The organism is Bacillus sp. CCNWLW194 (assembly GCF_037120585.1).
GTDB lineage: Bacteria > Bacillota > Bacilli > Bacillales > Bacillaceae_G > Bacillus_A > Bacillus_A basilensis.
Map to the genome: position 1 here is coordinate 246679 of NZ_JBBBBL010000005.1, position 21871 is coordinate 268549.

The following is a 21871-nucleotide window of genomic DNA, read 5'->3' on the forward strand; positions in this document are numbered from 1 at the left end:
ATAAAAGGTGGTGAAACACTTGAAAAATAAGCTTGTAAAAGTAGTGTTATCTATTATGGCTGTATCTTGTCTTTCTATTACAGCTTTTCAAGTGACAGAAAAAGATAAAGTACAAAGCGCTAAAGAGAAAAAAACAACTTTATACATGATTGATCCAGGTCCTGGAGGCGGATAATTATATAAATGCAAGAAATGACACTATCTAATAGATAGTGTCATTTCTGCTTTAAAGGGAATGGAAACATTTTAATTGGAACGACAAAAACTTTCCACTTTTAGAAAGTCTACGTATAAATAACAGGATGCAAGGGGGAACTAGTGGTGACAAAAGAAGAAATTGTAATGCTATTCTTAAATACAGTTAAGGAATTCGCTCCTGAAAAATTAGAGGAATATATTGAGGAGATTAAAAAAAATAGCCGATCCTAATTCGAGAGGCTATTTTTCCATTTTCTTATGATGCTTATTCAGAGCTTGAGCGATAGCTAACATCTGGTCTAATGCCATATCTTCTTTATCTTTTGGAAGAGGTTCTAGCCATGCCATAATCTCTTTAAATTTCTCGTATTTATTCTCATCCTGATTTACTTCATTATTTTCTCCATATAAGTAATTCACAGGAACAGCAAATCTTTTCGCTATTTTTTCTATTGTCTCACGACTTGGGAACGCTTTTCCATTTTCGAATTTTGAAACGGTACCTTTAGTGAGATTTACTTCTTTACCAAATTGTTCTTGGTTCATTTTATGTTCTAAACGAATTTGTTTTATTCTATCTTTCATATCCATAAAAAACTCCCCTTATTAAGATTTTTCGGTAATCCTAAATCCTATTAAGTTTATTATAAAGTTTCCTGACAAGAAACGTAAAGAGCAAAAAAGTTTCCTGTTCTGAAATTTTTTATAAAAAACACTTGAAGTTTCATACAATGAAACATATAATGGACTTGTAAGCATCAGAAGGGAGTGATCAGATGCAAACCGATACGCCTAAAACAGAACTTCAAAAAGCATTTGAAGAATCTGGACTTAAATATCATGAACTAGCTAAAAGGGTCGGGATATCGAAGTCATACTGCTATAAAATAATTAACTGGAATTTAAGGGTTTACTATGATGTAGCAGTTAATATATCTAAAGTATTGGGAAAGGAAACAACTATATTATTTAAGGAACAAGAAAAAATTTTTAAATAATAAGTTTCATTGTATGAAACTTATTTAAAAGGAGTGAAAGAAAATGGGTTTAGAACAATTTATTAAAGAATCTATTCGCGAAATTGTAAGAGAGGAAATTAGATCAGCAATAGCTGACTTACAACAACAATCACAACCAAATAAGGTTATGCGAGTAAAAGAAGCGGCAGCTTACCTCAACATTGCTGTTTGTAGAATGTACGAATTAGCAAATCACCCTAGGTTTCCAGTAATAAGAGAAGGACGTAAACTTCTTTTCTTGCAAAAGGATTTAGAAGCTTGGCTTGAAACACAAAAGGAGGTGAACTAGTGGAAGATACAATATCATTAGCTATATTTGGATTGTCAATCACAGGTGGTTCATGGCTACTTTATGTCACTTATGAGCCAATAAGAAAATGGGCTTGGAGTGATATAGAGCAAAATAAAAAGACCCATGGCAGTGGGTCTGTTAGAAAAAATAAATTTTTATAAGTATACCACGGAAAGTAGGGAAATAGTACATGAATTTAATTGAATATCAGGTGCTATTACCTAATAAATTTTGGGGCTTAGCAAAAGCAAAGATGAGTTGAAACAAATAATTGAGCAGTATTTCAAAAATGGTTATTCACATTATGAAATTCAACGAATCATCAAAAGTGGACAAGCATATGTTGCAGTTTGTACGAGGAGGTAAACAGGTGGCAACATTTCGAGTAAATAAAAGTAAAAATTACACAACCATTAATAACACAGGTCTTCGAGATGAACGTTTAAGTTGGAAAGCAAAAGGGATATTGGCTTACATTTTATCGTTACCAGATGATTGGGTGTTTTACATGGAGGAAATATCTACTCATGCAAAAGATGGAATTGATAGTTTAAGGGTAGGAATGAAAGAACTGAAAAAATACGGTTACGTTAGAAGATTTCCTGTAAAAAACGAAAAGGGAAAGATAACTAACTGGGAGACGATTATTTATGAAGTTCCACAAGTGGAGAATCCACAAATGGAAAAACCACAAGTGGAAGTTCCATTTGTGGAAAATCCAACACTACTAAGTACTAAAAAACCAAGTACTAATAAACAAAATACTAATATACAAAGTAGTAGCATCTTCTCTTTCTATGAAAATAATTTCGGTATTTTAAATTCATTCATAGCCGAAAGTATTTCACAGTGGGTAAACGATACAAGCGAAGAACTTGTACAAGCAGCTATGCAACGTGCTTTGAAACAGCAGAAGAAATGGAATTATGCTGAGGGCATTTTAAAACAGTGGGTTAACAATAACGTGAAGACCTTAAAAGATGTGGATGCTTTAGAAACGGAATATCAACGAAATAAAGGAGTGAAAAAACGTGTCGGAATCAATCGGAAGAGTGATGACTCGGATAGTGAATACATCGGCTTGTAGTGAAGAAACGGAAGGGTATACATGCGAACATTGTAATAAATATATCGTAGCAATTACTGTAGAAGTTCCGCAGTTACGTATTAAAAATAAAATACTTCCTACATGTGAGTGTGTTGTAGAACGTGAAGAAGCCAAAATACGTGAAGCTCAAAATTTTGCTAAGAAGAGAGAAATAGAAAAGTTGTTCAGCATTAGTAACTTAGGAGAAAGGTTCTCCAAAAGTACATTTGAATCTTTTCTAGATAGAAATGGATCAGAGACAGCTTATAAAGTCGCGACGAAATACGTGAAAACGTTTAAAGAATGGGACGGGGAATCGTTAATGATTTGGGGAGAACCTGGTAACGGTAAAACACACCTAGCAGCCGCGATTGTAAATGAGCTTTCTAAAAAAGGGTACATCGTAGTATTTCAAAGTGTTCCGGAATTATTACAACGCATTCGCAGTACGTTCAATAGTGAAAATAAGGAAAACGAAACTCAAATCATGAGAGCTCTTTTAGAATGCGACTTACTTATATTAGATGATATTGGAGCAGAAAAAACTACGGAATGGGTAGAAGAAAAATTGTTCAATATTATTGATGGTCGGTATAGAAAAGAACTCCCTACTCTATATACGAGTAATTTAGAACCCAAAGAACTGAAAAACCAAGTTGGGAAACGTTCATATGACCGAATGGTTGAGACAAGTCTAACAGTAAAAAATGAAGCCGCTAGCTATAGAAGAGAGATAGCGAAGCAACGTTTACAAAGGTTTATCGAAGCATAAAAGGAGGAAATAAAAATGTGCGTATTATGTCATGATACAGGGATTGTTCGTAAAGAAACTTATCCGGGTGTAATTGAAACGAACGGTTGTAATTGTGAAGTGGCAAAGCGACAGCAAGCGTGGCTAATAAAATTTGAATCAATGAAACAAGAATTAGAAAGAAACAAACAACAAAAAGCTAGTTAACAAGAAAAAGGGGGATTTCAGTCGTATGAAGCCTACGAAAGTTGAAATCGATGTTACGGATAATAAAATTTATGTAGTAAAAAACGGTGAGGTTACTCTGCTGAATCCTCCAGTAACAGGATTTGGTGAACAAGTAATTACTTGGCAAGGCGGGAAAGTTGATCGTGTATCAACTACAATCACTGAAAAAATTAAATAACTGGGGATGCGATTATGAAGCAATTAACTATTGATGATGTTGTAGGTAGTTTCGACTACAATGCGATAAGTACCAGTGAAAAATTTTTGAATCCAAGCTATGAAGTACATTTCTATGATAAAGAGGAACGGCAAAAGATGGATTGTTTTGATGCTAAAAATGAAAACGAAGCTTGGGACGCAACAATAGAAGAGCACGGTAAAGGTATTCAGAAGATTAGGGTAACTCATTCGAATCGTACCAGAGCTGAATTTCTGGAACTAGATTAGGAGGTAAAGTGATGGCTTTCAATCGTTGGTTGACTGATGAGGAATATCAGCAAGCTGAATCAAACGGTATTAGTAGAAGGGTTCTTTACATGAGGATGTACAGATACGGTTGGGAATTGCAAGAAGCATTAACTACACCACCAAGAACATATTGGCATATGGGTGAAGGGAAACACAATAAATGGCTAAAATTAGCTGAAGAAAATGGAGTTAATTCAAGTACTTTTTATAGCAGAGTAAATAATGATTGGGACCCTAAAGATGCGGCAAGGATTCCGACGCGTAAACAAATTGACAGGAAGGAACTTGTTAAGATTGCTAAATCCAATGGCATAAGTGTAAGTACTTTCAGATCTAGATTGAGTTATGGCTGGGAACCGATAAAAGCAGCTACTACGAAACCTAAGATCAAAAGAACAAAGAAAAATATTAGTTAGAGGGAGCGAATGAAGATGAAAGCAATGAACAACGGTGTTATGGAAGTAACTAAATTAATCAATAAATCAAAGGAAGGACTAGCTGTAATGAACAACAATCAAATTTGTGAATTAGTTCAATATCAAGAAGCGGCATTACGTACATGGAATACAAATCAGGATTTTGGTGGACGTGTTTTAAATGCAGCATTAGGACTTTCAGGAGAATCTGGTGAGATTGCGGACATTGTAAAAAAAGCAATTTTCCATGGTCATGGATTTGATCCGGCCCATTGCCCAGGAGAAGAAGATGGGAACACGCATAAAATCGCTTTAGAGCTAGGTGATATTTTGTATTACATTTCAATTATGTCTCATGAAATGGGGTATACCCTAGAAGACATTGCTCAAATGAACATTGCAAAACTAACTAAAAGATATCCTGATGGATTTAGTCGGGAAGCAAGCCAAGCACGTGTCGATGTGAAGTAAGACCAAATTTGAATTTTATTAAAAAAAGACACTGCTTCCAGTGTCTCAACTTACTACGAGAGTTTTATGAGGAAACTTAAATAGGTGAATTTAAGTTACTCTGTAAAATATAAAACTGCAATTAGAAAATCACGTATTTTTTAAAGGTGTTAATGGGTATTTGTATGTGCTGAAATCCTTATTAAAAACATCTTGTACTAATTGGATAGTTTCATGATCATAAAAACTATCGTATGTTGGGAGGCGTGGGAATAAAGGATCAGTAATATCCGCATCTGCAAAATTCCCTTTAAAAATCGCCCTGTCCTTCTGATGATGCCATGATTTGGTTAGTATGTGTAAAGGAGAAGTTTTTAGTTGATATATTTGTTCTAGGCGCACAATTTCAGTAGAGAAATTTTCAATGTAGATATACTTTGTAACAAACTCCTCCTCACCTGGTTCATACTGCTGCATTAAATGTGGATCTACTTGTTCTAAATCTATCATTTGTGCTTTTAAGTAGTAGAGAAAGACTTTAAATGAAATAGGTTTATTACAAAATTCATTACCATAATAAAAATTCCGAATAGGATTCCATGCTGGGTTTTCTATGTAAGGGGGAGCAATTAATGAGAAGAATGAACTTACAGCTCTTGTATACGGGTTTCTTACTAACTTATAGGTATCTTTTTCTTTTGAATATAAAGCTGCAGCTAATTCAATAAAGTAGTCCGAGGAGTTTTTGTATATTTCATTTTCATAATTATGGATGAAAGAATTGTATTTTATAGCTTGTTTAAATAAATTTATTTGATAAAAAAACCAATGTGCAAGAGAGGTACAGCCACTTTTTTGACTCCAAAATAAAATTAAAGGGAGGTTAGAATTAAAGAGGGGAACGCGTCCGTATTTAATAATATTCGCAAAAGACATAGTTATCCTCCATTCAGTTATGCCATTTATGTTTAGTGTATGAATAGAGAACTTGGCATATGATCAAGAGAAGAGAAGAGAAGAGAAGAGAAGAGAAGAGAAGAGAAGTAGAATAGATAGTTTAAAACAATATAATTTTAAAATAAAAGCGTTATTTGGTAGAAGATTGCCCCTTAAGAGCACCTTCAAATAGTGCTCTTAAGGGGAAGTAAGTGTATGTCCACAAAAGTGTTTACTAGCTGTAGCAATAAACTTTTTATATTCTTTTATATGAGTTCAAAAAGTTTAAATGCAGTTTGGCATTATTGCTATACCGAAGGGCTGAGTACCAACTGGTATAGGTACCCCAACAATTGTGTTAGTAATAGCATCGAAAACATATACGTCATTGCTAATTAGATTAGTAAAATAGCCGCGGGTACCGTTTGGTGTTATGGCTATGCCTGTTGGACCGAGATTAGCAAAAAGTACTCCAATGGTTGTGTTTGTATGAGTATTGATGATAGATATATTATTACTAAGGAAATTAGCAACATAAGCACTATTACCATCTGGTGTTATAGCTATATCTCTAGGCTCATCACCAACAGGTATAGGTGCTCCAATAACGGTGTTAGTGATAGTATCGATAACATATACATTAAAGCTAGATGTATTAGTAACATAGGCGCGAGTACCGTCTGGCGTAATAGCTATATCATTAGGACCAGTACCAACAGGTATAGGTGCTCCAATAACGGTATTAGTGATAGTATCGATAACATATACGTCGTTGCTAGAGAAATTAGCAACGTAGGCGCGAGTACCATCTGGCGTTATAGCTATACTCCTAGGGCTATTCCCAACAGGTATAGGTACTCCAATAACGGTGTTAGTGATAGTATTGATAACATATACGTCATTGCTAGATGCATTAGTAACATAGGCGCGAGTACCATCTGGTGTTATAGCTACATCAATGGGATTAGAACCAACAGGTATGGGTGCTCCAATGACTGTGTTAGTAATAGTACTAATAACAGATACATCATTACTTGATTCATTAGTAACATAGGCGTGAGTACCGTCTGGCGATATCGCAATATTGAGAGGGAGAGCACCAACAGGTATAGGTGGTGCAATGACTGTATTGGTTAAAGTACTAAAGATTGATACAGAGCCACTACCGCTGTTTACGACATAGCCAAGAGGAACTGAAGTAATTAAAACAATATCACAAATAGAAATGACACTTGTTCCTTCATTAGAAATAAAAACAATGCTTCCTCCACCGACACTAGAGATTTGACCTTGAATCGAATCACTACATCCCGAAAGACGAAGAGCAACGAAACGTCCTATACAATGTTGGAGTGTGGTTTCTATATCTTGGAAACAGGTTGTTTCAGGTGCTGGCAATCCAGTAGGCCCCACGGAAAGAAGGGCTACATCATCAATAAATACATCTGCACTTCCTAATTCGGAAAACTTAGCGATAACTATTGATGCTGTATTAGCTGTAGCCGGCACTGGAGAAGTAGTCCCATAAACTTCTAACCAATCTTTTTCGTTGTTATCGGGGATACGATTAGAAAGTATAAAAGTAACTAAGCCATCACCCAAAAAAGTATTGTCATTATAATATTGAACATTGATAGCTATCAATGGACTAGGAAATGGTCCGACTTTAGAAAGGGATACAAAAAGTTCGAACGTTTCATTTGGGGATACTGGAACCGCTTGAGCAATAATAGCGGTAGCTAAACCTCCAGATAATTTAGCGCTGTAAACACCAGAATGACTGTTAGAGCTATTAATAGAAACAAAAGAGGGGTTGTTTACAATAAATGGCGAAAGAGTTCCCGTCTCGAATCCTCCATTCACAATGCGGTTTTTAATCAAAAAATCACCATCTTTTAAAGTTAAATTTTTTTAATGAAAGTAAACTTGTTTTATTTATAGTGGAGACGGAAATCTAGCAGCTTCAAAGTGTGAAGAGTCAGGAAATCCCTCAATAATACCAGCTGAGGAAATAGAAATATAACGTACGATAACGGCATCTCCTGCATTTAAATGTAGGACTCCAGAGACGCTTAAAGTAGGAGTTGATGGGAGGCCAACTGAATAAACGCCTTTACTGCTTAATGTAAGAATATTATTTACGTAAATTTTTAATATAGCTATATGACTAAGATCGAATCCAAAAAGCTGTGCATCGACCATTGCAAAAATAAAATACACCCCATCCTGTTTAGGGATAAATGTAGATGTAAGTGGATTATACTCATCGTTTAAATCAAATATTTGATCTTCGTAACTAACTGGTATATCACTATTTTCTGTAACGTTTTGAGAAAATATTTTTTCAGCTCTAAATGCAGATTGCGGTGGTTCGACGGATAGAAGGGATATATCATCAATAAATACATCAGCACTTCCTAATTCGGGGAACTTAGCGATAACTATTGATGCTGTATTAGCTGTAGCTGGCACTGGAGAAGTAGTCCCATAAACTTCTAACCAATCTTTTTCGTTGTTATCGGGGATACGATTAGAAAGTATAAAAGTAACTAAGCCGTCACCCAAAAAAGTATTGCCATTATAATATTGGACATTGATAGCTATTAAAGGGCTAGGAAATGGTCCGACTTTAGAAAGGGATACAAAAAGTTCGAACGTTTCATTTGGGGATACTGGAACCGCTTGAGCAATAATAGCGGTAGCTAAACCTCCAGATAATTTAGCGCTGTAAACACCAGAATGACTGTTAGAGCTATTAATAGAAACAAAAGAGGGGTTATTTACAATAAATGGAGAAAGAGTTCCCGTCTCGAATCCTCCATTTACAATGCGATTTTTAATCAAAAAATCACCACCTTTTTAAGTTAAGTTCTTCTTTAAGATATCTCTATATTTTATTGGACAAAAGGAAAGAGTGCTTGTACAAAATAATAAAATCCACTCTAGTAAATAAAAACACTATTTTATAAAAAAAGAGAAGCACTTGAACAGGGTGCTCCTCTTAATGCCAATACACAATACCTATCCAATTATAATGCATATGCATTAGATATTTAACAATTACTTTTATGGTAAAAACTTTATTTAGAAGAAAAGGAGAATGAATAATGAAAGAAAAAGGATATCTACCAGAAGATGCAGCAATCGATTGCTTGGTAAGTCGTACAGCTAAGGAGATGGAAAACAGTATTAACTTTCCTTAGAAGATATGGACGTATAATCAAAGTTTTTTAATAAAAATTTCATTTTAGCGTAATGCAAAAAGAGTACACATTCGATATGTACTCTTGAAAAAAAGGAATGTGATGAAACATAATACTATAACATATGCTTGCCTTATTTAAAAGTGCAAGGAATGTAACAAAATGGTTATTTTAAAGTTTGAATAACAAATAAAAAGAGCACTGCGAAAAGTGCCCTTGGAGAGATAGCTCAATGTCCTATGAGTTGTCATTCAATATTAATATATGAGCACCTAATTAAAAGTTTACAATATTACCCCAAAAAAGAATATAGTCCAGCTAGAAAACTAGAGGACACCAATTCATTAAAGCAGCAATTAAATCTGTTTTAGGAATAGGTGTCCTTTTTGTTTTGAAAAGGGAGAGGGAGAAATATGAAGGCACTAAAGGACCAATTACGCGAGTGGAAAAAACAGTCGAATCAAACGAAAAAGAAAACTAAGAAAAAGCGAAAAGAGAAGTTAAGCACTCGTGACATTGAAGGTTTAATGGGGATTCATGGACCACGTTATGAACGAAGACGTGGAGCATTAAGACAAAAGTAATCTAAAAATGAAAAGGAGTGGTCTTACATGACTAAACAATTATCTTTCTTGCCAAAAATTGATAGAGTAGCAACGCAGAAAAAATTAGAAGGTGTTCTTGAAAGCGTACGTTTATATAGACAGTTTGGAATGATGCGTGAAGAAATGAAAGTCACTCCTTCTTATGAAATTAGATATCACGGACCTACAAATGATGTAGGAAAGCCATTAGAAGATGTAGCGATGGCTAATATACAGCAAAGTAAACGAGAAGAGTGGATTAAGCAAACGTCATTTCGTATTGACCAGTTTCTTAGTCGTTTGGGTAATGGGCGTGCAGGAATGGATCAAAGAAATATCATCATTAAGCGTTATTTAGAAGATGAAGATGTATGTGACTATATGGTATATAACGAAATTGGCATGAGTGAGCGTACTTATCGACGTGTTAAGGCTCGAATATTTTATAAACTTGCTTTTGCTCTTAGATTAGAAGTTTATGAGACTGAAGAAACTGGGGGTAATGAGTAATGAATTTTGTTCAGCCAATACGTGATCCAGAGCAAATACAGCAGTTGAAAGACTATTTTAAGGAAAAGAGCTTGCGTAATTATATTCTCTTCATTATGGGAATCAATACAGGCCTGAGAATCTCGGATATTTTGAAACTGAAGGTAGGAGATGTCAAAGGTAGTCATATATCTATGAGAGAAAAGAAAACAGGGAAACAGAAACGAATACAAATTACTGCAGCACTGAAAAGAGAACTTAAATGGTTTATTGAAGAAAGAGAAGATAATGAGTACTTATTACAAAGCAGACAAGGTAGGAATCGTCCGATTGGTCGTAGCATGGCATATAAGATATTAAGTGGAGTAGCGGCAGAATTCGGATTAGATGAAATAGGAACACATACGTTGAGAAAGACGTACGGGTATCATATGTACATGCAAACGAAAAACATAGCATTACTCATGGAGATATTCAATCATTCGTCAGAGAAGATCACGTTACGTTATATAGGTGTAAATCAAGATGCAATGGATAAAGCAATGACTAGGTTTAAAATCTAATCATTGCTTTTTTCTTTTAAATCTAGGGGTATCGTAGCATTTTGGTAAAAAACTAGGCATAAGAGTATGCAAGATTTTATACAATTCCAGTAACAAACAAGAACCCTAAAACCGCGCTAGGATAGGAATGTATAAAAAAATGCATAGATCCATAGAACAAAAAAAGAAGGCTCCTTGGTGAACGTACGGCTTCCTCTTTTCATTGCAACTGATAATGAGGCGTTATGTTAACTAGCTCTGTATAGAGTATTCATATGTTTTTAATAATTCATCTTGAATCTAAGTACACTTCCTTAACAAGTGCATAGAATAATTTTGTAAAAACGTGAAAGGATTGGGGAAAATGCACTATAATCCTTATATATATCCATATCAATATTTTTATTATGTTAACATGCCAATACCAATGTATAACTATGGAAGACAGTCTGTTTACTCGACTTTTCCTAATGAGATAGAGCATGCAAACAGATATGATTCTTTTCGTTCTTCCAACGGTGACAGAAGAATTTCATTAACAGATTATGGACCAAAACCATTTGTCGTTAATATCAATGAAGCAACGAAACAAAATAATACCTATCGTACTGCTTTATGGACAGGAACACATTTACAAGTTACTTTAATGGGTCTCAATGTTGGCGAAGATATCGGTTTAGAAATGCATTCTAACGTTGATCAATTCTTACGTATTGAACAAGGCCAGGGGATTGTTCAAATGGGAAAAAGTAAAGATAATTTAAACTTTAAAAGAAATGTCTATGATGATTATGCCATAATGATACCGGCTGGAACATGGCATAATCTAACCAATACAGGTAATATCCCTCTAAAACTTTATTCAATATATGCTCCTCCTAACCATCCATTTGGTACTGTACATGTAACAAAAGCTGATGCCATGGTAAATGAATAAAACTATTAAAAGTATTAAAAAGGATCTTGGATTGAAGATCCTTTTTTTATGTCTATAATAGGACGTTATGTCTACCTGATATGTATAGGATATACATCGTCAGTTTTACTGGACAAGTATACAAGCTAAATTACTTGATTTGAATATAATTAATTATATTATGTTTCAAAAAAAGGCGGTGAATTATTTTGAACTCATATTTTTCAAAACCAAAGGGATGCTGTCGTAGACTTTTCCCTGCTTTCCCACCTGCTGTTCCTCCTATTATTGTGAAAGCTAAATTTCTTTATGTATCTAGTACTGACGGCGGCATTGATGATGATACTATAGAAATTTATAATATTATCAATCCTACAACTCCTGTACGCGTAGGAGAATTTGCATCAATAACTAGTTTAGGTCCTGCGGGATTAGCTATTACAGATACTACTCTTTATATTGCAAATTTAGGAGATGGTGTAGAAATTTATAATATTACTAACCCTATAGCCCCTATACGTATAGGAGAATTTGGGACGGCAGATTTAAATGGTCCTGATCAATTAGCTATTACAGGTACCACTCTTTATGTCTCAAATGGTGGTGATAACACAGTGGAAATTTATAATATTACCAATCCTACGACCCCTGTTCGTATAGGCGAGTTTGGCGCAGGAGATTTAAATGTTCCTTCCGGCATGACTACTACAGATTCCACTCTTTATGTAGCAAATACTGGAGATAATACAGTAGAAATTTATAATATTACTAATCCTATGGTTCCTATACGAGTTGGCGAATTTAACGCAGGAAATTTAAATATTCCTGCAGGATTAGCTACTATAGGTACCACTCTTTATGTCGCAAATGCTGGAGATAACACGATAGAAATTTATAATATCACCAATCCTACAACTCCTGTTCGTGTAGGAGAGTTCGGCGCAGGAGATTTAAATGCTCCTGCTGTATTGGCTATTACAGATACTACTCTTTATGTCGCAAACACTGGAGATAACACAGTAGAAGTTTATAATATTACCAATCCTACAGTTCCTATACACGTTCGAGATTTTGGTGCTGGAGATTTAGATTTCCCTAATGGATTAGCAATTTTTACAGTATTCGGATACAACTACCAATAACGAGAATTATGTGAATAAGCTGTCCACATGGGCAGCTTTATTTTATGTTTCCGCATAGCGTAAGTTATTTTGCAAAATGCTGGTGGTATTCCAATGCAGTTACTCATAATTTTCGAACTGTGTAACTCAAAAGAAAAAGTTAAATAAAATCAATGATACCAAAGGGTTCAGCAAAGAGGTCAGTTACACACAATATAAGATATGGGTAACTATTTATTTATGATATAGTAATAAATGGGTTGAAAAATAATTTAATGAAGGGGCAGTATAATGAAAGGTAGTCTGCAAGATGGAGAAAAAGTAATAGAGGTTTCATTAAAGGCTGTAGAAGTATTTTCTATCATATCGTCAGCAATATCTTTGGTTTTGGGGATTGTAGCAATAGTTCTATCTGTTCTATTTTATAAAATGTCAGAAAAATCATCTAAGGAAGTTGAAAAGGCCGCTCATGATATTGATTCAAACGTAAAGAAATTAGAAATGATGTTTGAAAAGATGTATACTGATACTTTTGGCATGGTAAAGGAGACTGTCCATGATATGAGGCAATATGTGTATAGGAAAAATGGAACAGGGAATGGAGACATCTCCGCGGAAAAAATTGAATCTAAAACAAATGAAATTGTTAATAAAGCTTTAGAAGGTATTCATGAAAATAGTTTGAATAAAGAGCAGGTAAGAGATCTAGTTCTTGATTTAATAGAAAAATCTAAAGATGTAGAACAGAATTTAAAAACAGATTCCTATATTGATAGAATTAAGGGGATTTTATTACATAAAAGACCAAATTTTATGGATCTATTAAAAGAACTATATGGTGAGAAACCTAATAATTATGAAACAAGTGAGTTGTTTTCTGCACTGCAAAAAATGAGAGACCAAAATATTATTGTGGATCCTTTCACTTACGATGAGGATGGAGCTAGCATTTACCATAGCACTAAAATAACGTTAAAGGAAAAGTAGTGGCAGAGTCGTGACCGCATTTTGGCAGGAAATGTGCAGATTGTTTTGGAATCAACGTGATATATTTGTATTGTGAGTAGTGGCGGAAAACACAACTCATAAAGATTCCTTTATAATCTATATATTGTCTAAACGGTTTTGTAATGACGGCACATAAAATCCGAAACCAGCAGATGGTAATGATTGAATGATACCGTTATGAGGGAGAGCTTTTGCTCTTCTTCCAGTTACTTAATAATATGAAACTAGATTACGATAACAACATTAGGTGATTGCAAGAAGAACAAAACTTCATTTACCGTATGTATGGTAGGACGGTTATTTATTAAAAAATTATAATTGATGTAAAAGGGTGATAATACTTTGGAAAATCTTATAATAGAAATTATGAGTAGTTTAGATAATAAAAATTATCTGTCTGCTTTAGCTTTAACATTAACACTACCCGATATTTGTGGGAAAATCGCATATCCTGAGGAAACAGGAAAGGGAGCAGTGGGAAGAAGATATGCTAAATGGTATGACGAGCATATATATGAACACGAATCAAAACCAGAATTAAAACAGAAAATAGAAGAGCTAGGTAAGTTTGATGGTTGGGCGGTTTATAAGTTACGTTGCAATCTTCTACATGATGGGTCAAGTGATATTGAAGAATATATGAAAAAACAAAATCGCCAAAAAAAGTCTATAAATTTTGTTTTTGAGTTAACAGATAGTATTACTTCTTACAGTAAGTCTTACGAAGACAATGAAGATGATTGTAGTATAAAAATTAGAATAGGGATTATTGATTTTTGTCATAAAATGTGTTCAGCTGCTGAGGCCTTTTATAATAAAAATTCAAAACGAGATATTTTTAATAATATTATTATATCTGATGACTTATATAGGATTTTGCGACTTAATGATCCAAATAAAGCTTAGGTCCATAAATAATTAATAGAGTTTAATAATTAATAAGGTCACGTTTAAAGGACGTGCCTTTTTATTATGTAAAAATGACAGTATCCAATATTAGAAAGGAACAGAAGAAATGAAATTAAATAAACAAGAACAAGCGGTTGCGATTGGTACATTCATTTCAATATTAGGAAAGGACCTTGTAAACGAACGTATCGATAAACAGAAATTAGAAAATATAATTATTATTTTTAATGAGATGCAAGATAACACAACTCCAAAGCAAAAGAGAGAAGCGATGGTTAGTTTGTTAGATAAAACTATGAATGAGTTCTTAGTGACGAATGATGAAAGAATATAAAACCAAACAACAGAAGCGTAAGTTCTATGACAGTGGTGAGTGGAAGAGTATACGCGAGCAAGTAAAGAAGCGTGACAACTATGAGTGCCAAGAGTGTAAACGTAATGGTGGTGTTCGAGTGGACACCAATGAGTACAGTGAGAGTGCAAAGCGTAAGAAGATTCAACTCGTTGTCCATCATATAAAAGAACTTGAACATCATCCAGAACTTGCATTAGTAGTAGATAATTTAGAAACAGTATGTGTGGATTGCCATAATAAAGAACACGGTAGAATATTCAAAAAGAAAATCAATAAATGGGAAAATGATGAAAAGTGGTAAATAGTATAGTCTATTCTATTCACTGTACATATACAAACTGATACCATATAAATCTGGAAATCAATTGTATTGGAGTTGAAATGAGATGGGTGTATTAATTGTTTGTCAGTCTTGTGGAGTTGAAAAGGAATCAAGATATAAAACAACTAGATTTTGTAGTGATAAGTGTAGAAGAAAATATAATGGTAAACATAGGGGACATAAACAAATATGTCAGCAATGTATGAAAGTGTTTTATGAGTATAAGAAAAGGAGATGCTGTTCTATTGACTGTCGGCGGATCTATGAAAATGTGAATAAAAAATCTAAGATTGAGTACATTCCAAAGCCGAAGCATATAGCAATATGTATTAATTGTAGCAAACAATATAAAACACATGTTACTAATAGTAAGTATTGTAGCTATAAGTGTAGGTACCAATATAAAGTAAGACAAAAAGTTATTCATAACATAAAATGCAAAGAGTGTAGCAAATGGTTTTCATCTACTAATAAAAGAAAATTATATTGTTCTGCTGAATGTAACTCTAGATATCAAGATAGAAAGAAGGATACCTTAAGGAGAAATCGTATAAAACAAAATGGTAAAGTTGATTGGTCTATTTCAATTGAAAGATTAATGAAGCGAGATAAAGGGATTTGTTACTTATGTAGCAAATGTGTTGATATAAATTTGAATCCAAATCATGATTATTATCCAAGTATTGAACATATTATTCCGGTTTCTAAAGGCGGAACTCATACTTGGGACAATGTGAAATTAGCTCATAGGAAATGCAATTATTTGAAATCTAATGAAATGATTTAAGCCCCCCGGTTCGAGGATTGGGCTTTTTTTCTTCTAAGGGACACCGGAGGAGGGGGTTAACCGTCAGATTTTTTTAGGAATTACGCACGTAAGGGGGGTGGGTAGATGGCTGTCAGTATTACAAAGTTGAAGGAACAGCTAATGAACAGTATTGATATTAAAGATTTAGTCGAGGTTGAAAAAGTAGAAAGATATATTGATCTGGTTAAAGCATTTAGAAAAATAAATAGGACTATCAATAAAGAAGGTGAGTCCGTTACAGTCAAAAACGGATCTCAAGTTTTTGTTAAGGCCCATCCTCTTATAAGTGAAAGAAATAAAATTAACAGTTCTTTAATTGCTTTAGGAAGAGATATAAAGTTTGTTTGTAAGCCGAATATTACTAAGGCTGGTTATAGTAAAAGTGATTTAACATGATTAGGCAAAAGTTTGTAGATGAATACATTGAACTTTATCGAAGTAGAAAAATAAAGTTCAACAAAGAAAGAGAACTGTTAATTAATTATCTAGAAAATTACGTTTTAAACAGAGACGATTTGTATTTTGATGATGAAATGATTCAGGATTGTATCAACTTTGGTGAGAAGTGGTATTTTCCGTTGCAACCATTTCAAAAATTCTTAATAGCATTCGTTTTTTTGTTTTATAAGAAAAATGGACGCGTATTTTATCGGAAATTCCTATGGATGTTAGGACGTGGTGGAGGTAAAAATGGTCTAATATCTGTAATCATTCACTTTTTAATTAGTGAATTGCACGGCATCCCAGAGTATAACATTTCAGTTGTTGCGAATAGTGAGGAACAAGCGAAAACAAGTCCTGATGAAGTTCATAAATGCGTAAAGAAAAATGAAGTTTTACAGAGAGCTTTTAAAACCACATTAACTCAAACTGTTTCAAAGGCTACTGAAAGTATACTAAAATTTAGAACTTCAAACGGGGATACAAAAGACGGTTTGCGTGATGGTGCTGTTGTATTTGATGAAATACATCAATATGAAAGTAATAAAGACGTTCGCGTCCATATCAGTGGCTTAGGGAAAAAGAAAAACCCTCGTGAATTTTATATTGGCACAGATGGTTATGTCCGAGATGGCTTTTTAGATAAACAAAAAGAAAAAGCTATGAAGGTTTTAAATGGTGAAGCTCGCCCTAATGCTGTATTTCCCTTTATATGCAAGCTTAATGATGAAAAAGAAGTTGATGATATTGATAATTGGGAATTAGCTAATCCTATGCTATCGCAACCATTAAGCGAGTATGCTGAGGGATTACTTGAAACGATAAAGGAAGAGTATGAAGATTTAGAGGATGATCCAAGCAACCGAGAAGAGTTCATGACAAAACGTATGAACTTACCTGTTACAAACTTAGAACGTTCCGTTGCAAAATGGTCAGAAATCCTTGCTACAAATCGCTCTTTTCCTGATTTATATGCCCAAGAATGCATAGGAGCGTTAGACTTTGCGAGTATTCGGGACTTTGCAGCATGTGGTCTTTTATTTAGACAAAATGGTGAATATATCTTTAAAACTCATTCCTTCGTACGAAAAGAATTTGTTGATATCTATTACGGATATTCTAAAAAAGCAGGCGAGTTCAAGAAACAAAAATTCGCTCCAATTAAAGAGTGGGAAGAACAAGGTTTGTTAACAGTTGTGGACGAGCCTACTATTAATCCTCAACATATTGTTGATTGGTTTGTAGCGATGCGCGAGCAATATGGAATCAAAAAAATTATAGCTGATAACTTCCGGATGGAAGCAATAAGACCACTATTAGTAGCAGAAGGATTTGAAATAGAGGTTATACGAAACCCGAAAGCAATTCATAGTTTGTTAGCTCCACGTATTGAAATGGCGTTTGCAAATAAACAAATTGTTTTTGATGATAATCCGCTAATGCGTTGGTATACACAAAATGTATTGGTTGTTATCAAAAGTGATGGAAATAAAATATACGAAAAGAAAGAGCCTGTTCGTAGAAAAACAGATGGGTTCCAATGTTTTGTTCATGCTCTTTATCGGGTGGATGAGATACAAGAAGCAACTGACTTTGTTATAGGTAACATTAAATTCTAATAAAGGGGGTGATAATCATTGGATGGTTGGGTTCAGTATTTAAAAGAAATAAAGAACTAGAATTTATGGTGGATATCGACATAATTACCGATACAGCAAACAGGCTTCATATGAAACGATTGGCGATTGATACATGCGTATCATTTTTAGGAAGGACAATTAGTCAATCTGAATTTAGAGTAAGAAATGGTAAAGCATTTAAGAAGGATGAGCTTTATTATCGATTAAATGTAAGACCAAACAAGAATATGACCGCAAGTACCTTTTGGGAAAGGTTTGTTCGCAAACTTATTTATGATAATGAGTGTTTAGTCATACAAGCAGATGATGGTGATTTACTTATTGCAGATGGATTTCAACATAATGAGTATGCTGTGTTTGAAGATACTTTTACTGATGTAAGGGTAAAAGATTATACGTTTAAGAGAAGTTTTAAGCAAAGCGAAGTTATTCATTTGAAGTATCGGAATGATAAATTATCTCCACTTATTGATGGATTGTTTGCAGATTACGGTGATTTATTTGGTAGGATACTAAACTCACAGAAACGTAAAAATCAAGTTCGTGGCACGGTTGATGTGGATATGATTGGTGCTAAAACTGAGGAACAAATAGCAAAGCTACAAGAGTTTATAGACAATATGTATAAGTCAATCGGTTCGAAAGATATAGCTATTGTTCCACAGCAAAAAGGCATTAATTATAACGAGATATATAATGGTGTTGCAAATGGTCCAAGTGTGGAAGAAATCAATAAAGTAACAAATGGTTTCTTGAATCAAGTAGCTATGGCAATTGGTATTCCTATAGCTCTGATATATGGAGAAATGGCTGATGTAGAAAAGCAAACAAAAAATTATATGCTTTTCACAGTACGACCATTATTAAAAAAGCTATCTGATGAAGCGAACGTTAAATTCTTTGAAATGAGTGAATATCTTTTAGGACGGAAAATTGAGGTTAAGGCTGTTTCCTATCAGAGTATATTTGATCTTGCGACAAGTATTGATAAACTCATTTCTTCAAGTGCATTTACAGGGAATGAAATTCGTTCAGAAGTAGATTATGAGGAGTCGGATGATCCAAATCTAAATATCCATCATATTACGAAGAACTATACAAAATTAAATGAATCTGAAGGGGGTGAGAAATGATGGAGCATGTGAATATGAATAAGCTTTTGAACTTAAAACGAGATATTCGTTTTGAAGCTAAAGGTGAAAATGAATACAAATTAACTGTTTATGGGTCAATTGGTGGATGGTTTAGTGAAAACAATGCTGAAGCAGTAAGAAGAAAAATTCAAGATGTTAAAGCAGAAAAAATTCACGTTCATATTAATTCGGGTGGAGGTTCCGCATTTGACGGTGTAGCAATTTGTAATCAGTTAAAGCAGCATAGTGCGGAAATTATAGTTCATATTGATGGTTGGGCAGCTAGTGCCGCGTCTGTAATTGCAATGGCAGGTGATAAGATCATTATGCCTAGTAATACTATGATGATGATTCATCAAGCAAGTACCTTTGAATATGGAAATGCAGATTTATTTGAAAAAACAGCACGAGATTTACGAAAGATCGATTCAGCTTTAGCAGCATCTTATAAAAAACGTTTTGTTGGGACAGACGAAGAATTAAAACAACTTTTAAAAGATGAAACATGGCTAACAGCAGAAGAAGCGGTCGCACTTGGTTTAGCTGATGAAATTGCTGATGAAATTGAAATTGATGATACGCAAGAAGATGAAGAAGTGGAAGTTGTAGAAAATTTTAAAGAAGATTTAGTAGCTAAGTATATGAAACAACCAAATAATAAAAATCCAAAAGAGCCTATTCAAGAGCCTGTTAATACAAAACAGAATCTGAGTACGCTCTTTTTAACTTTAGGAGGAAAATAAAATATGGTTATTAAGTTTAATAATTTCGAAGAGAAGAAACTGGCTTTTGCAAAAGCAACACAGGAAGGTACAGCAGAAGAACAATCAGCAGCACTAAATTCCATGATTGAAGCACTTGCTACAGATGTACGAGCAGATATTTTAAATCAAGTGAATGAATCAATGGTAGATCGTTCTATTATGCAATCTCGCGGTGCTAATGTATTAACAAGTGAAGAAATGAAGTTCTTTAATGCAGTTGTGGAAGATGGAGGCTTTAAGTCTACTGATACTTTACCTAAGACAACACAAGAGAGAATTTTTGATGATTTAGTTCAAGGTCATCCGTTGCTAGATCATATCGGTTTAGAGAATTTAGGAGCCGTGACAGAATTTATTTATGGAGATCCAGAGGGTGCAGCTGTATGGGGACCGTTATTTGGTGATATTAAAGGACAATTAAATGCTACATTCCGAAAAGAATCAATTACTCAACTAAAATTAACAGCATTTATTCCACTAGCAAATGACATGTTGAAGCTTGGTCCAGTATGGGTGGAACGATATGTTCGTACTATGATTACAGAAGCAATGTCAGTAGGTTTAGAACGTGGTTTTGTAGCTGGTACGGGTAAAAATGAACCTATTGGATTATTAAAAGACCCTAGCGGAAGTGTCACGAATGGAGTATATCCAGATAAAAAAGTTGCTGGAACTTTAACTTTCGAGCCTGGTCGTAAAACAATTAATGAATTAAAAGGCGTGGTCAAATTATTGGCTAAAAAATTAAATTCTGATGGTAAAACAGATGCGGATCGACCAAAAAATGTTGCTGGTAAAGTAGTTATGGTAACAAATCCATTCGATACTTTTGACATTCAAGCAAATGCTACAATTCAAAATGCAGCAGGTGTATATGTAACGAGCTTACCTTTTAATCCAATCCCAACAGAATCTGTATTTGTACCTCAAGGACAAGTGGTGTTCTTTGTTAAAGGGGAATACATTGCAGCAATGGGTGGAACGGAGCCAATCCAAAAGTATAATGAAACACTCGCTTTAGAAGATGCAACACTTTATATCGCCAAACAATATGCTACGGGTAAACCAAAGGATAAATACACTTCACAAGTTTACACATTGAAACTTGAAGAAGTAACCCCACCAACACAAGGGTGATGTGAATGGATACAGTAATTTCAAATGAAATATTACAGCAATTTAAAGATAGGATGCACTTAGGTGATGATGAAGATGATAACCTAAGACGCATCCTTTTTGCATCCAATGAAGCTTTAATAAAAGTGTGTGGATCGTATGACATAAACAAAGATGAGACGTTCAAAGAATTAGTTTTTGAACGTTCTCGCTATGTTTATAACGATGCGCTTGAGTATTTTACTAAAAACTTTTTAACGGAAATTAATAGTTTTGGTATTGCAAAAGCATTAGAAGAAATCAAACTGGACGGTGATTAATATGCGTCCTTTTCAGTACAAGAAACCACTGAATACAGGTGATTGTAGAAATCGAATTATCATTGAACAACCTGAAGTAATAAAAGATGATTTGAATCAAGAAGTTGAAACAGGTAATTGGCAAGAAGTTAAAAAGGCATGGGCGATGATAAAAATGGTAAAAGGTTCGGAGTATATTGAAGCTTCAGCTTCACAGTCTACACGAATTTATCGGTTTGTAATTCCTTATACAACGGGTATTACAGAATTAATGCGAATTAAAATGAAGGATCGTATCTTTGATATTATCGAACCGCCAATGAATGATGATGAAATGTATCAAACATTGACTATTATCGCAAAGGAGCATGTTTAA

32 protein-coding genes are annotated in these 21871 nt (G+C 34.1%); 28 read left to right on the top strand and 4 right to left on the bottom strand.

Features of this window, described 5'->3' with window-relative positions:
- Window positions 1-19: 19 nt before the first annotated feature.
- Window positions 20-175, top strand: coding sequence for a hypothetical protein (locus V7S50_RS14075; protein ID WP_000791796.1), 156 nt, complete (start codon window positions 20-22; stop codon window positions 173-175).
- A 263-nt stretch (window positions 176-438) separates the two neighbouring features.
- On the opposite strand, the gene V7S50_RS14080 is transcribed toward V7S50_RS14075, so the two are convergent.
- The gene (locus tag V7S50_RS14080) at window positions 439-789 is read right to left on the bottom strand and encodes a helix-turn-helix transcriptional regulator (RefSeq protein WP_242253362.1); all 351 of its coding nucleotides are present in this window, start codon (window positions 787-789) and stop codon (window positions 439-441) included.
- A 185-nt stretch (window positions 790-974) separates the two neighbouring features.
- On the opposite strand from V7S50_RS14080, the gene V7S50_RS14085 reads away from it, so the two are divergent.
- The 10 genes from V7S50_RS14085 to V7S50_RS14130 all read left to right on the top strand — a co-directional run bounded on the left by V7S50_RS14085 (window position 975) and on the right by V7S50_RS14130 (window position 4930).
- Window positions 975-1196, top strand: coding sequence for a helix-turn-helix domain-containing protein (locus V7S50_RS14085; RefSeq protein WP_242253363.1), 222 nt, complete (start codon window positions 975-977; stop codon window positions 1194-1196).
- A 43-nt stretch (window positions 1197-1239) separates the two neighbouring features.
- Window positions 1240-1506 carry a helix-turn-helix domain-containing protein gene (locus tag V7S50_RS14090; protein ID WP_063224929.1) on the top strand — a complete coding sequence of 89 codons (267 nt, stop codon included), beginning with the start codon at window positions 1240-1242 and terminating at the stop codon, window positions 1504-1506.
- Entirely contained in the window at window positions 1506-1670 is a 165-nt protein-coding gene (locus tag V7S50_RS14095) for a hypothetical protein (protein ID WP_242253365.1), read from the top strand. The genes V7S50_RS14090 and V7S50_RS14095 overlap by 1 nt, the downstream gene beginning before the upstream one ends.
- A 209-nt stretch (window positions 1671-1879) precedes the next feature.
- Complete coding sequence (locus tag V7S50_RS14100; protein WP_336376443.1) at window positions 1880-2596, top strand: DnaD domain protein; 717 nt, start codon at window positions 1880-1882, stop codon at window positions 2594-2596.
- Window positions 2565-3368: an ATP-binding protein gene (locus V7S50_RS14105; protein ID WP_242253369.1), complete on the top strand. Its 804-nt coding sequence runs from the start codon at window positions 2565-2567 to the stop codon at window positions 3366-3368. Before V7S50_RS14100 ends, V7S50_RS14105 begins: the two co-directional genes overlap by 32 nt.
- Before the next feature lie 15 nt (window positions 3369-3383).
- The gene (locus tag V7S50_RS14110; RefSeq protein ID WP_242253371.1) at window positions 3384-3554 is read left to right on the top strand and encodes a hypothetical protein; all 171 of its coding nucleotides are present in this window, start codon (window positions 3384-3386) and stop codon (window positions 3552-3554) included.
- A gap of 25 nt (window positions 3555-3579) precedes the next feature.
- Window positions 3580-3753, top strand: a complete 174-nt coding sequence (locus tag V7S50_RS14115; protein WP_000805171.1) for a DUF3954 domain-containing protein — start codon at window positions 3580-3582, stop codon at window positions 3751-3753.
- Between the two features lie 14 nt (window positions 3754-3767).
- Window positions 3768-4022 (top strand): hypothetical protein, encoded by a 255-nt coding sequence (locus V7S50_RS14120; protein WP_242253372.1) that lies wholly within the window; start codon window positions 3768-3770, stop codon window positions 4020-4022.
- An 11-nt stretch (window positions 4023-4033) separates the two neighbouring features.
- Entirely contained in the window at window positions 4034-4459 is a 426-nt protein-coding gene (locus V7S50_RS14125) for a hypothetical protein (protein WP_242253373.1), read from the top strand.
- 15 nt (window positions 4460-4474) lie between these two features.
- On the top strand, window positions 4475-4930 hold the full coding sequence (locus V7S50_RS14130) for a nucleoside triphosphate pyrophosphohydrolase family protein (protein WP_242253375.1): 456 nt from the start codon (window positions 4475-4477) through the stop codon (window positions 4928-4930).
- A gap of 129 nt (window positions 4931-5059) precedes the next feature.
- On the opposite strand, the gene V7S50_RS14135 is transcribed toward V7S50_RS14130, so the two are convergent.
- The 3 genes from V7S50_RS14135 to V7S50_RS14145 form a co-directional block, all read right to left on the bottom strand.
- Window positions 5060-5845, bottom strand: a complete 786-nt coding sequence (locus tag V7S50_RS14135; protein ID WP_242253377.1) for a sulfotransferase family 2 domain-containing protein — start codon at window positions 5843-5845, stop codon at window positions 5060-5062.
- Between the two features lie 285 nt (window positions 5846-6130).
- On the bottom strand, window positions 6131-7726 hold the full coding sequence (locus V7S50_RS14140) for an NTTRR-F1 domain (protein ID WP_326042345.1): 1596 nt from the start codon (window positions 7724-7726) through the stop codon (window positions 6131-6133).
- Between the two features lie 54 nt (window positions 7727-7780).
- The gene (locus V7S50_RS14145; protein WP_242253379.1) at window positions 7781-8689 is read right to left on the bottom strand and encodes an NTTRR-F1 domain; all 909 of its coding nucleotides are present in this window, start codon (window positions 8687-8689) and stop codon (window positions 7781-7783) included.
- Between the two features lie 772 nt (window positions 8690-9461).
- On the opposite strand from V7S50_RS14145, the gene V7S50_RS14150 reads away from it, so the two are divergent.
- The 17 genes from V7S50_RS14150 (at window position 9462) to V7S50_RS14230 (ending at window position 21871) form a co-directional block, all read left to right on the top strand.
- Window positions 9462-9632, top strand: a complete 171-nt coding sequence (locus V7S50_RS14150; RefSeq protein ID WP_016109818.1) for a hypothetical protein — start codon at window positions 9462-9464, stop codon at window positions 9630-9632.
- A gap of 27 nt (window positions 9633-9659) precedes the next feature.
- Window positions 9660-10142 (top strand): ArpU family phage packaging/lysis transcriptional regulator, encoded by a 483-nt coding sequence (locus V7S50_RS14155; RefSeq protein ID WP_242253380.1) that lies wholly within the window; start codon window positions 9660-9662, stop codon window positions 10140-10142.
- Window positions 10142-10684, top strand: coding sequence for a site-specific integrase (locus V7S50_RS14160; protein ID WP_242253381.1), 543 nt, complete (start codon window positions 10142-10144; stop codon window positions 10682-10684). The genes V7S50_RS14155 and V7S50_RS14160 overlap by 1 nt, the downstream gene beginning before the upstream one ends.
- Window positions 10685-11027: 343 nt before the next feature.
- Entirely contained in the window at window positions 11028-11600 is a 573-nt protein-coding gene (locus tag V7S50_RS14165; RefSeq protein ID WP_242253562.1) for a cupin domain-containing protein, read from the top strand.
- Window positions 11601-11788: 188 nt separating this feature from the next.
- Window positions 11789-12721 carry an LVIVD repeat-containing protein gene (locus tag V7S50_RS14170; protein WP_242253382.1) on the top strand — a complete coding sequence of 311 codons (933 nt, stop codon included), beginning with the start codon at window positions 11789-11791 and terminating at the stop codon, window positions 12719-12721.
- 270 nt (window positions 12722-12991) lie between these two features.
- Window positions 12992-13687, top strand: coding sequence for a hypothetical protein (locus V7S50_RS14175; protein WP_242253384.1), 696 nt, complete (start codon window positions 12992-12994; stop codon window positions 13685-13687).
- A gap of 363 nt (window positions 13688-14050) precedes the next feature.
- Entirely contained in the window at window positions 14051-14614 is a 564-nt protein-coding gene (locus tag V7S50_RS14180) for a hypothetical protein (RefSeq protein ID WP_242253386.1), read from the top strand.
- 109 nt (window positions 14615-14723) lie between these two features.
- Window positions 14724-14951 carry a hypothetical protein gene (locus tag V7S50_RS14185; RefSeq protein ID WP_242253388.1) on the top strand — a complete coding sequence of 76 codons (228 nt, stop codon included), beginning with the start codon at window positions 14724-14726 and terminating at the stop codon, window positions 14949-14951.
- Entirely contained in the window at window positions 14938-15273 is a 336-nt protein-coding gene (locus V7S50_RS14190; protein WP_242253390.1) for an HNH endonuclease, read from the top strand. Before V7S50_RS14185 ends, V7S50_RS14190 begins: the two co-directional genes overlap by 14 nt.
- A gap of 85 nt (window positions 15274-15358) precedes the next feature.
- The gene (locus V7S50_RS14195; RefSeq protein WP_252209274.1) at window positions 15359-16081 is read left to right on the top strand and encodes an HNH endonuclease; all 723 of its coding nucleotides are present in this window, start codon (window positions 15359-15361) and stop codon (window positions 16079-16081) included.
- 105 nt (window positions 16082-16186) lie between these two features.
- Window positions 16187-16498, top strand: coding sequence for a P27 family phage terminase small subunit (locus V7S50_RS14200; RefSeq protein WP_242253394.1), 312 nt, complete (start codon window positions 16187-16189; stop codon window positions 16496-16498).
- A complete protein-coding gene (locus V7S50_RS14205) occupies window positions 16495-18162 on the top strand; it encodes a terminase large subunit domain-containing protein (protein ID WP_242253395.1) in 1668 nt (555 codons plus the stop codon). Before V7S50_RS14200 ends, V7S50_RS14205 begins: the two co-directional genes overlap by 4 nt.
- 8 nt (window positions 18163-18170) lie before the next feature.
- Window positions 18171-19316 (top strand): phage portal protein, encoded by a 1146-nt coding sequence (locus V7S50_RS14210; protein WP_242253396.1) that lies wholly within the window; start codon window positions 18171-18173, stop codon window positions 19314-19316.
- On the top strand, window positions 19316-20059 hold the full coding sequence (locus tag V7S50_RS14215; protein ID WP_242253397.1) for a head maturation protease, ClpP-related: 744 nt from the start codon (window positions 19316-19318) through the stop codon (window positions 20057-20059). Before V7S50_RS14210 ends, V7S50_RS14215 begins: the two co-directional genes overlap by 1 nt.
- A 3-nt stretch (window positions 20060-20062) precedes the next feature.
- Window positions 20063-21217, top strand: coding sequence for a phage major capsid protein (locus V7S50_RS14220; RefSeq protein ID WP_242253398.1), 1155 nt, complete (start codon window positions 20063-20065; stop codon window positions 21215-21217).
- A 5-nt stretch (window positions 21218-21222) separates the two neighbouring features.
- Window positions 21223-21516 (top strand): hypothetical protein, encoded by a 294-nt coding sequence (locus tag V7S50_RS14225; protein ID WP_242253399.1) that lies wholly within the window; start codon window positions 21223-21225, stop codon window positions 21514-21516.
- A gap of 1 nt (window position 21517) precedes the next feature.
- The gene (locus V7S50_RS14230; RefSeq protein WP_242253401.1) at window positions 21518-21871 is read left to right on the top strand and encodes a phage head closure protein; all 354 of its coding nucleotides are present in this window, start codon (window positions 21518-21520) and stop codon (window positions 21869-21871) included.